The organism is Tahibacter caeni, assembly GCF_024609805.1.
In the GTDB taxonomy this organism is placed as follows: domain Bacteria; phylum Pseudomonadota; class Gammaproteobacteria; order Xanthomonadales; family Rhodanobacteraceae; genus Tahibacter; species Tahibacter caeni.
Genome location: NZ_JANFVR010000110.1, coordinates 1 through 14,392, shown reverse-complemented (window position 1 = coordinate 14,392; position 14,392 = coordinate 1). Strand labels below are relative to the sequence as shown.

At 70.5% G+C, this 14,392-nt stretch carries 13 protein-coding genes; 8 read left to right on the top strand and 5 right to left on the bottom strand.

The window, feature by feature from the left end:
• A partial coding sequence (locus NON22_RS11535) for a hypothetical protein (protein WP_425507970.1) occupies positions 1–697 on the bottom strand: 697 nt, incomplete at its 3' end.
• Between the two features lie 65 nt (positions 698–762).
• Entirely contained in the window at positions 763–3,396 is a 2,634-nt protein-coding gene (gene pepN, locus NON22_RS11530; RefSeq protein ID WP_257387081.1) for an aminopeptidase N, read from the bottom strand.
• Between the two features lie 71 nt (positions 3,397–3,467).
• Between pepN and NON22_RS11525 the strand changes: the two genes are divergently transcribed.
• Positions 3,468–4,430, top strand: coding sequence for a pyridoxal-phosphate dependent enzyme (locus tag NON22_RS11525; RefSeq protein ID WP_257387080.1), 963 nt, complete (start codon positions 3,468–3,470; stop codon positions 4,428–4,430).
• Here NON22_RS11525 and NON22_RS11520 read toward each other — a convergent pair.
• Complete coding sequence (locus NON22_RS11520) at positions 4,427–5,308, bottom strand: DMT family transporter (protein WP_257387079.1); 882 nt, start codon at positions 5,306–5,308, stop codon at positions 4,427–4,429. The two genes, NON22_RS11525 and NON22_RS11520, sit on opposite strands and share 4 nt — an antisense overlap.
• Positions 5,309–5,612: 304 nt before the next feature.
• Between NON22_RS11520 and NON22_RS11515 the strand changes: the two genes are divergently transcribed.
• From NON22_RS11515 to NON22_RS11505, 3 genes are read left to right on the top strand one after another with little or no spacing between them, the layout of a single operon-like run.
• Complete coding sequence (locus NON22_RS11515; RefSeq protein WP_257387078.1) at positions 5,613–6,041, top strand: ketosteroid isomerase-related protein; 429 nt, start codon at positions 5,613–5,615, stop codon at positions 6,039–6,041.
• Positions 6,038–6,613, top strand: a complete 576-nt coding sequence (locus tag NON22_RS11510; RefSeq protein ID WP_257387077.1) for a DNA-3-methyladenine glycosylase I — start codon at positions 6,038–6,040, stop codon at positions 6,611–6,613. The genes NON22_RS11515 and NON22_RS11510 overlap by 4 nt, the downstream gene beginning before the upstream one ends.
• A complete protein-coding gene (locus tag NON22_RS11505) occupies positions 6,610–7,155 on the top strand; it encodes a cytochrome b (protein ID WP_257387076.1) in 546 nt (181 codons plus the stop codon). The genes NON22_RS11510 and NON22_RS11505 overlap by 4 nt, the downstream gene beginning before the upstream one ends.
• A 13-nt stretch (positions 7,156–7,168) precedes the next feature.
• Here the strand turns inward: NON22_RS11505 and NON22_RS11500 are convergent, their stop codons facing one another.
• Positions 7,169–7,918 carry an FAD-binding oxidoreductase gene (locus NON22_RS11500; RefSeq protein ID WP_257387075.1) on the bottom strand — a complete coding sequence of 250 codons (750 nt, stop codon included), beginning with the start codon at positions 7,916–7,918 and terminating at the stop codon, positions 7,169–7,171.
• 65 nt (positions 7,919–7,983) lie between these two features.
• On the opposite strand from NON22_RS11500, the gene NON22_RS11495 reads away from it, so the two are divergent.
• From NON22_RS11495 to NON22_RS11480, 4 genes are all read left to right on the top strand, one after another.
• The gene (locus NON22_RS11495) at positions 7,984–8,919 is read left to right on the top strand and encodes an ABC transporter ATP-binding protein (RefSeq protein ID WP_257387074.1); all 936 of its coding nucleotides are present in this window, start codon (positions 7,984–7,986) and stop codon (positions 8,917–8,919) included.
• Positions 8,920–8,996: 77 nt separating this feature from the next.
• A complete protein-coding gene (locus tag NON22_RS11490) occupies positions 8,997–9,773 on the top strand; it encodes an ABC transporter permease (RefSeq protein WP_257387073.1) in 777 nt (258 codons plus the stop codon).
• Between the two features lie 205 nt (positions 9,774–9,978).
• Positions 9,979–11,016 (top strand): diguanylate cyclase, encoded by a 1,038-nt coding sequence (locus NON22_RS11485; RefSeq protein WP_257387072.1) that lies wholly within the window; start codon positions 9,979–9,981, stop codon positions 11,014–11,016.
• Positions 11,017–11,222: 206 nt separating this feature from the next.
• The gene (locus NON22_RS11480) at positions 11,223–13,904 is read left to right on the top strand and encodes a putative peptide modification system cyclase (protein WP_257387071.1); all 2,682 of its coding nucleotides are present in this window, start codon (positions 11,223–11,225) and stop codon (positions 13,902–13,904) included.
• On the opposite strand, the gene NON22_RS11475 is transcribed toward NON22_RS11480, so the two are convergent.
• Positions 13,883–14,137 carry an NHLP-related RiPP peptide gene (locus NON22_RS11475; protein WP_257387070.1) on the bottom strand — a complete coding sequence of 85 codons (255 nt, stop codon included), beginning with the start codon at positions 14,135–14,137 and terminating at the stop codon, positions 13,883–13,885. The genes NON22_RS11480 and NON22_RS11475 overlap by 22 nt on opposite strands.
• Positions 14,138–14,392 lie beyond the last annotated feature (255 nt).

The window sequence follows — 14,392 nt, the reverse complement described above, 5'->3', positions numbered from 1 at the left end:
CACGGCTTTCGTTCACGGCCGGTCCGCTGCGGAACGGCCGGTCGCCGCGGGCCGGCAGGCCGGGTGCCTCGCGCGCCGGCAAGCTGCGCTGCGGCGCTCCGCGGGTGCCGAGCTGCGGCGCTTCTCGCTGCGGCAGGCCTTCGCCGCGGCGGATGCGCGGCGTGCCGTAGTAGGGATCGACGCGTTCGGTCCCGAACTGACGCGATGTGTCGGGCAGGCCGCGGCGGTTGGCGGCTCCGTCCGGCGCGAGCCGCGCGGCGCCGGGATTCAGGCCGGCCGTGCCGTCGCGGTCCGGGGCGCCGCGACCGCGCAGGCCGGCGATCGCGGCGGCCTCGCTGCCGGCGTTGCGGTCGCGAGCCAGCGCCTGCTGATGGCGGTGCCAGGACCAGTCGTTGTAGCCGACGCCCCACCAGCTGTCATACCAGGGCGCGTAGCCGAAATACGGCCAGCCGGCGTAGTAGGAGCCGTAGCCGTAGTACGGCCAGCTGCTGACGCCGAGATAGAAGCCCGGAGCCCAGAACGGATCGTAGAAACCGACATACCCCGGACCGACGCCGTAGCCGGCGTAATAGCCACCGCCGTAATAGGCGTCGCGCTCGTAGTAGTAATCGGCGGCGCCGTCCTCCCGGTAATAACCGGTGCTCGCGCAGCCGGCCAGGGCGAGGGCGGCAAACAGGGAACAGAGAACTCGACGCATGGCGGTCACCTTCGGGCCGGACGACGCCCGCAGTGTAGCCGCCCCGCCGTTAACCGCATCTGACGTCAGTCAGCCAGGCTGCGGCGCAGGATGTCGCCGAGGTCGTGCGAGCTGTCCGCCGCCGCGAGCCGCCGCAGGCTGGCCTGCAGCAGCGCGCGCCGCTGCGGCTCCAGGCGGCGCCAGTCTTTCAGCGTCGTGGCCAGGCGCGCGGCCGTGGTCGGATTCAGCGCGTCGATCTCGCGCAGCGCCTGCTCGATCAGCCGGTAGCCGGCGCCGTCGCTGCGGTGGAACGCGATCGGATTGCGCGCGGCGAAGCCCTGCAGCAGCGCCGACACGCGGTTCGGATTGCGCAGGCTGAAGCGCGGATGGCGCAGCAGCGCGGCGACGCGCTCGACGGTGTCCGCGCGCGGGACGGCGGCCTGCAGCGCGAACCACTTGTCCAGGGTCACCGCGTCCGCGTCGTAGCGGCGTGCGAAATCCTGCAGCGCCTTCTGCGCCTGCGGCGCGTCCTGGGCGAGCAGGCCGGCCAGCGCGGCCAGTCGCTCGGTCATGCTCGGCGCGAGCACATAGCGCGTCGCGGCGACCTCGGGCGCGAGCTCCGCGTCGATGCGCAGCCACAGCCGCAGGCAGCGGTTGAGCAGGCGCCGGCGGCCGCGCGCAGCGCCGTCGAGACCGCCGGACTCGCTGCGCAGCAGCAAGGTGTGCCGCGCGGCGAGCGCCTCGCCGAGCCGCTGCGCGAGCGTCTGCTCCAGAGTTTCGCGCGCGGCGTGCAGCGCGGCCGGGTCCAGCGGTTCGCACTGTGCGGCGAGCTCGTTGTAGTCCGGCGGCGTCAGCAGCTCGGCGAGCAGCGCCGGATCGATGTCGGCGCCGAACAGCCAGGTCAGGGTATCGCACCAGATCGCGAGCTCCGGCACCGCGTCGGCGCCGGCGAGCAGGCCGCGTATCGCGCGCCGTGCGAGCTGCTGGGCCGCTTCCCAGCGATTGAAGCCGTCGCTTTCGTGGCGCAGCAGGAAGGCGAGGTCGGCCGCGTCGAGATCGGTCTGCAGGCGCACCGGCGCGGAAAAACCGCGCAGCAGCGAAGCCGCGCGCGGCGCGGCGACGTCGACGAAATCGAACTGCTGCTCGGCGCCGCTGAGTTCGATCACGCATTCGCTCGCGGGCGCGGCATCGGCGCTCAGGCGCAGCGGCAGGTTGCCGCCGTCGGCGCCGAGCAGTGCGAGACGCACCGGAATCGGCAGCGGCTGCTTGTGCGCCTGGCCCGGCGTCGGCGGCGTGTGCTGGCGCAGGGTCAGGCGATAGCGCCGCTGCGCCGCGTCGTAGTCGCCGCGGGCTTCGAGCTCGGGCGTGCCGGCCTGGGCGTACCAGGCCAGGTACGGCGACAGATCGATGCCGTTGGATTCGCCGAGCGCGGCGAGGAACTGCTCGACGGTCGCGGCCTGGCCGTCGTGGCGGCGGAAGTATTCGTCCATGCCGCGGCGCCAGGCCGCGACGCCGAGCCGGCCGGCGACGAGGCGCACGAGCTCGGCGCCCTTGTCGTAGACCGTCGCGGTGTAGAAGTTGTCGATCGCGCTGTATTCCGCGGGCCGCACCGGATGTGCGAGCGGACCGGCGTCCTCGGCGAACTGGGCGCGGCGCAGCAGCTGCACGTCCTCGATGCGCTTGAGCGTGGCCGAGTTCATGTCGGCGCTGAACTGTTGTTCCCGATAGACCGTCAGGCCTTCCTTCAGCGACAGCTGGAACCAGTCGCGGCAGGTCACGCGGTTGCCGGTCCAGTTGTGGAAATATTCGTGCGCGACGATGGCCTCGACGTGGGCGTAGTCCTCGTCGCTGGAGCGCTGCGGGTCGGCCAGCAGGTACTTCGCGTTGAAGATGTTGAGGCCCTTGTTCTCCATCGCGCCCATGTTGAAGTCGTGGGTCGCGACGATGTGGAACACGTCGAGGTCGTAGTTGCGGCCGTACTCGCGTTCGTCCCAGCGCATGGCGCGCACGAGCGAATCCATCGCATAGCCGCAGCGGTCGATCGCGTCGGCCTCGGCGAAGATGCGCAACGTCACCGCGCGGCCGTCGGCCGTCTCGTAGGGCTGCTCGATGTGTTCGAGGCGGCCGGCGACGAGCGCGAACAGGTAGCTAGGCTTCGGATGCGGATCGTCCCAGGCCGCCCAGTGGCGGCCGTCGGCGAGCTCGCCGGCGCCGGCCGGATTGCCGTTGGCCAGCAGCACCGGAAAGCGCGCGCGGTCGGCGCGCAGGGTCACGTGGAACGGCGCGAGCACGTCGGGCCGGTCCGGGTAATAGGTGATGCGGCGGAAGCCTTCGGCTTCGCACTGGGTCAGCAGGAAGCCGTGTTCCGCGCTGCCGGACAGGTACAGGCCCGACAGCGCGCTGTTCGCGCTCGGATCGAGCGTGACGTCGGTCTCGAGCACGGCCGTCGCAGGCACGTCGACGATCTGCAGGGCTTCCTCGTCGAGGGCATATTCGTGCGGCGCGAGCGCGCGCCCGTCGAGCCGGATCGCGCGCAACTGCAGGCCGATGCCGTCGAGCCGCAGTGGCACGGCGTCGGCCGTCGTGCGGCGCAGCTCCAGCCGCGCGCGCACCTGCGTCGCCTGGATGTCGAGATCGAATTCCAGCGTCGCCGCGACGACGCGCCAGGCGGGCGCGCGATAGTCGGCGAGACGGACTGGGCCGTGTTCGGGTACGGACATGGACGGGCTGGCGGCGATGCGGGGCGTGCAGGCTAGCACGCGTGCGCGGCGGCCTGTATCGTCGCCGCGCCATGGAAACTCTCGATCGCCTCACCCTCGCCGACGTCCGCGACGCCGCCGCGCGCATCGCGCCGCATGCCCAAGTCACGCCGGTGCTGCGCTCGCGCAGCCTCGACCGGCTCGCCGGCGCCGAACTGCATTTCAAATGCGAGCAGCTGCAGCGCATGGGCGCGTTCAAGTTCCGCGGCGCCTGCAACGCAGTCTGGTCGCTGCCCGACGATGTCGCGCGCCGCGGCGTCGTCACGCATTCCTCGGGCAACCACGGCGCCGCGCTCGCGCTGGCCGCGTCCACGCGCGGCATCGCCTGCCACGTCGTCGTGCCGGAAGGTGCGGTCAAGGCCAAGCTCGCCGCGATCGAGCGCTACGGTGCGCAGCTGCATCCCTGCGCCGCGACGATCGCCGCGCGCGAGCAGACCGCGGCGACCGTGCAGCAGCGCACCGGCGCGACGCTCGTGCATCCGTATACCGATCCGGCCGTGATCGCCGGGCAGGGCACCGCAGCGCTCGAGCTGCTGCAGCAGAGCGGCGGCGTCGACGTGCTGATCACGCCGGTCGGCGGCGGCGGCTTGAGCAGCGGCTGCGCGGTCGCCGCGCGCGGCCTGCAGCCCGGCATCGCCGTCTACGCGGCCGAGCCCGAGGGCGCGCCGGACGCCTACGAATCCTTCCTCCGCGGCGAGCGCTTCACCGACATCGTGCCTCAGACGATCGCCGACGGCCTGCGCGGCACGATCGGCGCGATCAACTTCGCGCTGATGCGCGAGCACGTCGATGCGGTGCTGCCGGTCAGCGAGGCGCAGATCGTCGCGGCGATGCGCCTGATCTGGGAGCGGCTCAAGCAGGTCGTGGAGCCGTCGAGCGCGACCGTGCTCGCGGCGATACTGCGCCATCCGCAGCATTTCGCCGGCAAGCGTGTCGGCGTCGTGCTGTCGGGCGGCAACGTCGATCTCGACGCGCTGCCCTGGACGAACGCCTAGCGGCGCGGCGCCGGCGCGCGGCTGATGCCGACCAGCGCGGTCGCGATCAGCGCGATGCCGGCGGTTTCCCAGGCGTCGGGCCGCTCGCCGAGCAGCAGCCAGGCCAGCAGCAGTCCGCACAGCGGCACGGCCAGGCTGACGAGGCCGGCCGTGGTCGCCGGCAGCCGCTGCACGATCAGCGCCCAGAGCACCCAGGCCAGGCCCGAGGCCAGCACGGCGTTGTAGGCCAGTCCCGCGGCGAACGGCAGATTCCAGTCGATGCCGCGTTCCGGTACCAGCGCGGCGACGAGGCACAGCCCCGCCGCGCCGAACGCCATCTGCCAGGCGGTCAGGCGCAGCGCCGTGACCGTGCCGTCGGCGAACGCCTTCTTCGCGATGACGACGGCCAGCGCCCAGGCCAGGCCGCCGGCCAGTGCGAGGCCGGTGCTCAGCTGCGCGCCGAGCCCGTTCCACGGCTGCAGCACGCCGAGCAGGCCGAGGCCGGCCAGCGCGGCGAAGCCGAGGCGGCGCGCATCGGGCCGCTCGCGCAGCAGCGGCCAGGTCAGCAGCAACAGCCAGAACGGCATGGTGTAGGCCAGCAGCGCGGTCTTGCCGGCGCCGCCGTCGACGAGTGCCCACTGTACGAGCGCCTGGAACGCGGTGGTCTGCGCGAGGCCGAGCAGCACGACCGGCCGCAGCGGCGGCGGCCGCAGCGACTTGCCGCGGGCGAGCAGCACGCCGAACAGCACCAGGGTGGCGAGCAACGCGCGTATCGCCGAGAACGCGAACGGCCCGGAATACTGCAGCACCTGCTTCATGACGACCCAGTTGTAGCTCCAGACCAGGGTCAGCACGATCAGCGCGAGCAGCGCGCCGCGGCGGGAAGCGGAATCGGACATGCAGCGGACGCGCGGCGGAAAGCCCGGATCATACGGGAGCCGGCAAACGCCGACGGCCGCGCGGCCATCGTCTCCGCCGCGGGCCGGTTGCGACTTTCGTCGTAAGCCGCTGCAGCCGATGTGTCGTGAATGCGGCAGGAACCGCGACGCGGGCACGCGGCGCGCAGCTCCGCGTCGTCGAACGGCCCGGACCGCGGCGTGCCGCATCCGCGCGCATCGCCTTCGCACTGCTGCGCTACCTGCGCTCGGCGGCTATGCTTGGTGCTCCGCGTATCGTTCCGGCGACCATGCCGACGGAGTACTCATGATCATCGACGGCGTGCGCGCCATGGATCGCGCGACCGAGCTGCTGCTGCGCTATTACACGGCGTTCAATCGCGCCGACTGGGAAGGCATGCTGGCCTGCCTCGCCGACGACGTGCGGCACGACATCAACCAGGGCGGCCGCGAGAACGGCCGCGACGCGTTCCGCGAATTCCTCGCGCGCATGAACCGCAGTTACCGCGAACAGCTGCGCGAGATCGTCGTCATGGCCAACGCCGACGGTTCGCGCGCGGCCGCCGAATACGTCGTCCACGGCGAATACCTCGCCAGCGACGAAGGCCTGCCGCCGGCGCACGGCCAGCGCTACGTGCTGCCGGGCGGCGCGTTCTTCGAGATCGTCGACGGCCAGATCGCGCGCGTGACGAACTACTACAACCTCGAGAACTGGCTCGCGCAGGTGCGCGCATGAGCGAGGCGCTCAAGCGCTGCTTCTGGGCCGAGTCCAGCGACAGCGAGCGCGCCTACCACGACGCCGAGTGGGGCCGTCCGCTGCACGGCGACCAGGCGCTGTTCGAATTCCTCTGCCTCGAAGGCGCCCAGGCCGGCCTGTCCTGGCGCACGGTGCTCGAGAAGCGCGAGAACTACCGCCGCGTGTTCCATGGTTTCGACGTCGCGCGCTGCGCGGCGCTCAGCGACGCCGAGCTCGAACGCGCGCTGACCGATCCCGGCATCGTGCGCAACCGCCTCAAGGTCCATGCGGTGCGGCGCAACGCGCTCGCCGCGCAGGCCGTGCAGAAGCTGCACGGCAGCCTCGACGCCTACCTGTGGTCCTTCGTCGACGGCAGGCCGGTCGACAACCGGCCGCGCGGCCGCGGCGACGTTCCGGCCAGCACGCCGCTGTCGGACCGGCTGAGCAAGGCGCTGCGCAAGCAAGGCTTCACCTTCGTCGGCACGACGATCTGCTATGCGTTCCTGCAGGCCACCGGCATGGTCAACGACCACCTGATCGACTGTTTCTGCCGCGACAAATCCACGATATGAACGCCTCCGCGTCGCCGTCCACGCACTATTCCCGCCTCGCGCGCCTGCTGCACTGGGGCACCTTGCTGCTGATGATCGCGGCCTATGCGACGGCCGAGCTGCGCGGCCTCGCGCCGGACCGGTCCGCGCGCATCGCGGTCATGCAGTGGCACATGGCGCTGGGCCTGCTGATCTGGCTGCTGGTGCTGCCGCGCATCGGCGCGCGCCTCGTACAGCCGGTGCCCGCGATCGTCCCGGCGCCGGGCCGTTTCGTGCACCTTGCCGCGCGCGCGGCGCATCTGCTGCTCTATCTGTTCCTGATCGTGCAGCCGCTGCTCGGTCTGCTGACCGCGCAGGCCGGCGACCGCGCCGTGACGATCCCGCTGCTCGGCTTTACCCTGCCGAACGTCGTCGGCCTGGACAGCGGTCTGCACGAATGGACCGAAGACCTGCACGTGGCGCTGGGCAAGGCGTTCTACGTCGTGATCGGCCTGCACGCGGTCGCTGCGCTGGCCCACCACCTGTATTTCCGCGACAACACCTTGCGGCGCATGCTCGGCTGAGCGCGTCGTGCGCTCACTTGGACGAGACGTATTTCTCGCGCCGGATGTGCGGCACCGGCAGGCCGGCGTTCTTGAGCAGGGCGAACGCCTCGTCGACCATGTTCGGATTGCCGCAGAGATAAGCGATGTCGCCGTCGGCCGCCGGCTGCAGCGCCTCGAGCGCGAGCTGGACGTGGCCGCTGCGGTCGAGCGCGCGCGGCTGCGCGCGCGGCGCGCGCGAAAGACAGGCGTGAAAGCGGAAGCCCGGCACCTCGCGCTCGAACGCGCTGAAGTCGGCGTCGTAGAGCAGCTCGCCTTCGTTGCGCGCGCCGAAGATCAGCTCGACCTCGCAGCCGCGTTCGGCGATGACGCGGCGCAGCTGCGGCAGCATCGCACGGTACGGCGTGATGCCGGTGCCCGTGCCGACGAGCAGATAGCGGCGGTTCGTGTCGGTGTCGAACAGGCAGAAGCGGCCATAGGGACCGCTCGCGCTGATGGTCTCGCCGGGCTGCAGGTTGGCCAGCAGCGCCGTGGCCGCACCGCCTTCGACGTAGGACACGGCGATCTCGATGCGTTCGGCCGGCGCCGCCGTGCCGTCGCCGATCGTCGCGACGGAATAGCTGCGCTTGGTCGGCTTGCCGTCGGCGTAGTGGAAGTGCACCTGGATGAACTGGCCCGGCGCGAACACGAAAGGCTGGTCGTCGGCACGCTCGAACACGAGGTGGCGCACGGCCGGCGCGAGCATGTAGCTGGAGACCAGGCGCAACGGAAACTGTTCGGCCACGGGACGGAACCAATCGGCGGCAAAGGGGGCCGTATACTACCCGCCCCTCCCCGACCCTGCAGCCCATGAGCGCGCCTCCGGCCCTGGACGTCCGCAACCTGACCAAGACTTACGCGAACGGCGTCCAGGCGCTCAAAGGCGTCTCGCTGCGCGTGGAGCCCGGCGACTTCTTCGCTCTGCTCGGCCCGAACGGCGCCGGCAAATCCACCCTGATCGGCATATTGTCGTCCCTGGTCAACGCCAGCGGCGGCGAGGCCGAAGTGTTCGGCCGTTCGATCCACCGCGACCGCGGCGGCGCGATGCAGCTGATCGGCCTGGTGCCGCAGGAACTGAACTTCAACCAGTTCGAGACGCCGTTCGACATCTGCGTGAACCAGGCCGGCTTCTACGGCATTCCGCGCGCGGTCGCCTGCGGCCGCGCCGAGACCTATCTGCGCCAGCTCAGTCTCTGGGAAAAGAAGGACGTCGCCTCGCGCACCCTGTCCGGCGGCATGAAGCGGCGCCTGATGATCGCCCGCGCGATGATGAACGAGCCGCGCCTGCTGATCCTCGACGAGCCGACGGCCGGCGTGGACATCGAGATCCGCCGCTCGATGTGGAAGTTCGTCAGCGAGATCAACCGCGCCGGCACGACGGTGATCCTGACCACGCACTACCTCGAGGAAGCCGAGCAGCTCTGCCGCAACATCGCGATCATCGACAAGGGCAGCATCATCGAGAACACCTCGATGAAGCGCCTGCTGGCCAAGCTCGACGTCGAGACCTTCGTGCTCGACGTCGCCGCGATGCCGGCAGAACTGCCGCAGGTCGACGGCGTGCGCCTGACCCCGGTCGACGCGCACACGCTGGAGGCCGAGATGTCGCGCACCCACGACCTCAATTCGCTGTTCGCCGCGCTGAGCGCGCGCGGCGTCACGGTGACCTCGATGCGCAACAAGGCCAACCGCCTCGAAGAACTGTTCGTGCGCCTCGTCGAAGGCAACCACGGCAAGGCCGCCTAGGCGCGCGCGGCGGCGCGGCCCGCGTCGCGATCCGCCGCGCGTCCGGCGCCACTCCCTTCCGATCCTGACGACTCCTCATGCAGACCCAAGCCAACCTCGTCGCCCTCGGCACCATCGTCCGCCGCGAGATCGCGCGCATCCTGCGCATCTGGGGCCAGACCCTGCTGCCGCCGGCGATCACGATGACCTTGTATTTCTTCATCTTCGGCAACCTGATCGGCAGCCGCATCGGCGAGATGCATCCGGGCGTGAGCTACATCGACTTCATCGTGCCGGGCCTGATCATGATGGCCGTGATCCAGAACGCCTACGGCAACATCTCCAGTTCGTTCTTCGGCTCCAAGTTCGGCCGCTACGTCGAGGAAATGCTGGTCTCGCCGATGCCGAGCTGGGTGATCCTGACCGGCTACGTGGCCGGCGCCGTCGTGCGCGGCCTGATGGTCGGCGCGATCGTGCTCGGCGTGGCGATGTTCTTCACGCAGATCCGCCTGCACCACGTCGCCGTGACCCTGACGACGTTCCTGCTGACCGCCGTCGTGTTCGCGCTGGCCGGTTTCGTCAATGCGGTCTACGCGAAGAAGTTCGACGACATCGCAATCGTGCCGACCTTCATCCTGACGCCGCTGACCTATCTCGGCGGCGTGTTCTATCCGGTCAGCAGCCTCGCCGAGCCCTGGCACACGATCTCGCTGGCCAATCCGATCGTCTATATGGTCAACGCGTTCCGCTACGGCCTGCTCGGCGTCAGCGACGTGAACCTCTATGCGGCCTATGCCGTCATGCTGGCGACGGCCGCGATACTCGCGGGTTTCGGCCTGTATCTGCTGCGCCGTGGGGTCGGTCTGCGCGCCTGACCGGGCCGCACGGGCGGCGTTGCCGCGCCGGCTTATGCCCTGCCGTTATCTCCATGCTGCCGGCCTTGGCGTCCGGCCGCCCGTTCGCCCCGCAAGGGCGACGGGTGCCGGAAAAAACCGCGCCGTCCGCGGACTTCCTGCGGCCGCGGGCGCACGCCTGCGGTAACATGCCGGACCGACAGGCAAGCGTTCCCGGGGGGGTCACGTGGTCAAGGTCAGTCCTGGAGCCTCGCTGGCGCAGCCCGCCGCATCGGGCAGCGCCTTCGCGCGGGCGCGGCCGGTGTTCCTGCCGCGTCAACTTTCCGACGAGGAACTCGCGCTGTTCGTCGGCGCCGGCCAGCGCCGCGAGCTCGTGCCGCGCGAGGTGATCTTCCGCAAGGGCGAACTCGGCCGCGCGATGTTCGTGATCGAGTCCGGCAGCATCCAGCTCGAATTCGGCGACGGCATGCCCGACAAGCTGATCGGCCCGCGCGAATTCTTCGGCGAGCTCGCGCTGTTCATCGGCAATCATGCCCGCGTCGCGAACGCGGTCGCGGCCGAGGCCAGCGTGCTGCGCGTCATCGAGCACGCGGAATTCGAAACCCTGCTGCAGACCCAGGCGCCGCTGCTCGCGCAGTTCATGCGCCGCTCGTTCTCCTACCTCGTGGCCAGCGAGCAGCAGCTGATCCAGAACCTCAAGCGGCGCAACGAAGACCTGCTCGTGACCCTGGATTCGCTGCGCCAGACGCAGACCCAGCTGTCCACGGCCGAGCGCCTCGTGCGCACCGACGAGCTGACCGGCCTGTGCAACCGGCGTGGCCTCTATCACTACCTCGACGAACTGCGCGGCCGGCGCGATCCGGAGCTGCGCCTCGGCCTGCTGCTGATCGACATCGACCATTTCAAGCAGATCAACGATCACTACGGCCACCTGACCGGCGATCTCGCGCTGCGCGCCGTCGCCCACGAAGTGCAGCTGGCCGCGGCGGCTTCCGACCTGCCGTGCCGCCTCGGCGGCGACGAATTCGCCGTGCTGGTGCAGGTGCACGACACGGAGGAACTGCGCGGCCGCGCCGCGCAGATCGCCGCCGGCGTGCGCGCGCTGCGTTTCCACGCGCCGGCCGAGAACCTGCTCGTCAGCGTCAGCATCGGCGCGAGCCTCTGCCACGAGACGGCCGACTGGTCGGCCTGGTACAGCGATTCCGACTGCGCTCTCTACCTCGTCAAGGGCGAGGGCGGCGACAACTACCGCGTGATCGCCTAGGTCGCCAGGACTCCCCACGGACCGGCTTCTCTGCTGCGGCGCAGCATGCGCCGCCGGCGCCCCGTGTCCGCATGGGCATTGATGAGCTGGCAGCGTACACTTTTGCGCTAGGCCTCGATATTGTGATCGGCGTCTCGGCCGGCCCCGGCGGGTTCTGGTCGACACGAAGGGGAAGGCCTGTCGCCGTCCGTCCTGGAGTCTCGGGCATGAATGCCTTGGTATCGTCCGCGGAACCGCAACCGTCCACGCGCCAGGGCGCTCCTCTGCTGCGCACGCTCGCACTCTGCGACCTCGTCGATTCCACGAGCCTCGTCGAGCGTCTCGGCGACCAGCGCGCCGCGGCGCTGCTGCGCCGGCACGACCGCATGGCGCGCGACCTGATGCTGCGTCACCAGGGCCAGGAGATCGACAAGACCGACGGCTTCCTGATCCTGTTCGAACGGCCCATCCACGCGATCGCATTCGCGCTGGCCTACCAGCGCGAGCTCGTGCGCCTCAGCGGCGAGGAAAAGGAGACCTTGCGCGCCCGCGTCGGCGTGCACGTCGGCGACGTGCTGGTCTGGCAGAACGATCCCGGCGACGTGGTCCACGGCGCGAAGCCGCTCGAGGTCGAAGGCCTGGTCAAGCCCGTGACCGCGCGCCTGGCCTCGCTGGCATTGCCGGGCCAGATCCTCGTTTCCGGCGTCGCTGCTAGCCTGGCCCAGCGCGCGCACGGCGAGCTCGGCGTGAACGCCGACCGCACGCGCTGGATCAATCACGGCCGCTACCGCTTCAAGGGCGTGCCCGAACCGCTGGTCGTCTACGAGGTCGGCGAGGCCGGCATCGCGCCGCTGCGCCTGCCGCCGTATTCGGGCAAGGCCTGGCGCGAAGTGCCCTGGTGGCGCCGCCCCGGCACGATGTTCATCGAAGCCGGCATCGCCGCGGCGGCCATCGTGCTCGGCGTCTGGCTGCTGCTGCGGCCGCCCGCGGCGATCGCGTTCGCCGAACGCGACTGGATCGTGCTCGGCGACCTGCAGAACCTGACCGGCCAGGCCTCGCTCGACGACACCTTGCGTACGGCGCTGCGCCTGAGCGTGGAGCAGTCGCGCTACGTCAACATCGTGCCCGACCTGCAGGTGCGCGACACCGTGCGGCGCATGCGCCGCGATCCGGCGCAGACCCGCATCGACCGCGCGATCGGCGCGGAAATCGCCGTGCGCGAAGGCGCGCGCGCGTTCGTGCTGCCGAGCGTCGCGGAGATCGGCGGCAAACTGCGCGTGACGGCCGAGATCATCGACCCGCGCAGCCAGGCCACGGTCTATACCGATTCGGCCGAAGGCCAGGGACTGAACTCGCTGCTGGTCTCGGTGGACCAGATCAACCGCCAGCTGCGCGGCCGCCTCGGCGAGTCGCTCGCGCTGGTCGGCTCGGCGACGCCGCCTCTGGCCAAGGTCACGACCGACAACCTCGACGCGCTGCGCGCCTATTCCCTGGCGCGCAAGGCCGCGACCGAGAACAAGGGCGACACCGCGCTCGACCTGTATGGCCAGGCGATCAGCCTCGATCCGGAATTCGCGCTGGCCTACCTGAGCCGCGCCGCGCTGCGCCTGGGTTCCGACGACCGCGCCGCCGGCCGTGCCGATATCGCGCAGGCGCAGCGGCTGCGCGAGCGCCTGCCGGTGCGCGAGCAGCTGTACATGGACGCGCTCGCGGCGAGCTTCGGCAAGCCGGCAGAGATGCAGAAGAAATGGGCGCTGCTCGGCGAGATGTATCCGGACCACTACGCCGCGTTCGCCAATCTCGCGTTCTTCATGTACGTCTACGACGGCCGCGCGGAAGAGGCCATACGCGTCGCCGGGAAGGCCGTCGCGCCGCACTATCCGCGCAGCGGCAACACGCACTACCTGCTCGGCGCGCTGTACCTGGCCGTCGAGAAGCCGCAACAGGCGCTGACGCATCTGCAGCGTGCCAAGGAAATGAACGGGCAGGGCATAGGCTGGTATCTCGTCGATGCGGCCGCGAGCCAGCGCCGTTTCGGCGACGCCGACGCGGCAATGGCCGAATCCGAGGCGCGGCCGAGCGGCATTCCGAGCAACGACGTGCTGCTGCATCGCGTGCGCATCGCGCTGGCCGTCGACCAGGGCCGCTGGCGCGACGCGCTGCGCCGTGCCGACGAAGCCGAAGCCGCGGCCAAGGCCATAGGGCCGCTGCCGGCGCGCACCTACCGCGGCGCCAAGCTCGCGCTGCAGGCCGTCGCCACGCCGGGCGAGGAGCTCTCGCGCCAGCTCGACGCCTACGGCCGCAGCGAACTGGCGGCGTTGCGCGATCCCGGCGGCGACGATCGCGAACAGGCGCTGTTCGGTGCGTTCTTCGCCGCCTATCTCGCCGCGCGCAACGGCGATGCGGCGCTGGCGCGCGCGCTGCTGAGTCCCGTCGCCGCCGACGAGGACGTCAGGAACTACCGCTACGTGGCCGACATGGCCGCACTGGCGCAGGCCCAGCTCGCGCTGCGCGACGACGCCGCGGCGAAGGCCGTGGAACTGCTGACCGCGCGCGTCGACGGATCGGAGCTGTATCTGGTCCACGTCGGCCTGCGCGACGCGCAGATCGCCGCGGGCGCGTTCGACGCCGCCGCGGCGCAGGCGCAATGGCTCGCGCAGCATCGCGGCCGCGCTTATGCCGAACAGAGTGCCGAGCAGATCGCCAAGGCGCTCAACGTCGCCGAATCCACCTTGGCCGTGCTCAGCGAAGCGGAGATAGCCCAGCGTCAGGGCAAGGTCGACGTCGTCGCGCTGAAGCTGACGGCCTTCCTGCGCCTGTGGCCGGAAGCCGAACTTCCCGCGCCGCTGCAGCGGCGCGTGGAAGCTCTACTGAAGGACGACAGCGCTCACCTGACCCGCAAGTCGTGAATGTGCGCATCCAGCTTGCTGCCGAGCTGCTGCTGGAATGCGGCGCGCGACGCCTTCAGGGTCTGCGGATCCGCCAGCTGCTTGCACTGGCCGAAGCAGTCGGCCAGTTCCACCGGCGCGCCGATCTGCTTGAGCGCCGATGCCGGATCGCTGAGCAGCAGGTTGCGGAACGTGTCGTCGGAACTGAGCTTGTCGAGCAGCGCGTCCACCTGCGTGGGCGTGAGATTTGCCATTGCGATTTCCCCCTGTGGCCACGACCTGTGGCCTGGCGAGTTTAGCCAGCAAGAGCTGCGCCAACAAATGCCCGCGGACGCCGTAATGCGGCTTTTTGCAGGGAAAAACTACCATTCCTGACTCGCGCCCGCGTTTCTCGCCGCCGCCGCCGTCGCCGCCCCGCGCATCGCAGCGCTTGCCGCGGCGCGGCCGCCTGACTACCGTCGGCAGCCGACCGTGACCGCGGCCCTCGCCCGCGCGGCGGACGTCCGCCG

What these genes read in the sequence shown, in the direction of transcription:
- pepN (WP_257387081.1), bottom strand. Translation starts at nt 3,396, where the DNA reads ATGTCCGTACCCGAACACGGCCCAGTCCGTCTCGCCGACTATCGCGCG.
- NON22_RS11525 (WP_257387080.1), top strand. Translation starts at nt 3,468, where the DNA reads ATGGAAACTCTCGATCGCCTCACCCTCGCCGACGTCCGCGACGCCGCC.
- NON22_RS11520 (WP_257387079.1), bottom strand. Translation starts at nt 5,308, where the DNA reads ATGTCCGATTCCGCTTCCCGCCGCGGCGCGCTGCTCGCGCTGATCGTG.
- NON22_RS11515 (WP_257387078.1), top strand. Translation starts at nt 5,613, where the DNA reads ATGATCATCGACGGCGTGCGCGCCATGGATCGCGCGACCGAGCTGCTG.
- NON22_RS11510 (WP_257387077.1), top strand. Translation starts at nt 6,038, where the DNA reads ATGAGCGAGGCGCTCAAGCGCTGCTTCTGGGCCGAGTCCAGCGACAGC.
- NON22_RS11505 (WP_257387076.1), top strand. Translation starts at nt 6,610, where the DNA reads ATGAACGCCTCCGCGTCGCCGTCCACGCACTATTCCCGCCTCGCGCGC.
- NON22_RS11495 (WP_257387074.1), top strand. Translation starts at nt 7,984, where the DNA reads ATGAGCGCGCCTCCGGCCCTGGACGTCCGCAACCTGACCAAGACTTAC.
- NON22_RS11490 (WP_257387073.1), top strand. Translation starts at nt 8,997, where the DNA reads ATGCAGACCCAAGCCAACCTCGTCGCCCTCGGCACCATCGTCCGCCGC.
- NON22_RS11480 (WP_257387071.1), top strand. Translation starts at nt 11,223, where the DNA reads ATGAATGCCTTGGTATCGTCCGCGGAACCGCAACCGTCCACGCGCCAG.
- NON22_RS11475 (WP_257387070.1), bottom strand. Translation starts at nt 14,137, where the DNA reads ATGGCAAATCTCACGCCCACGCAGGTGGACGCGCTGCTCGACAAGCTC.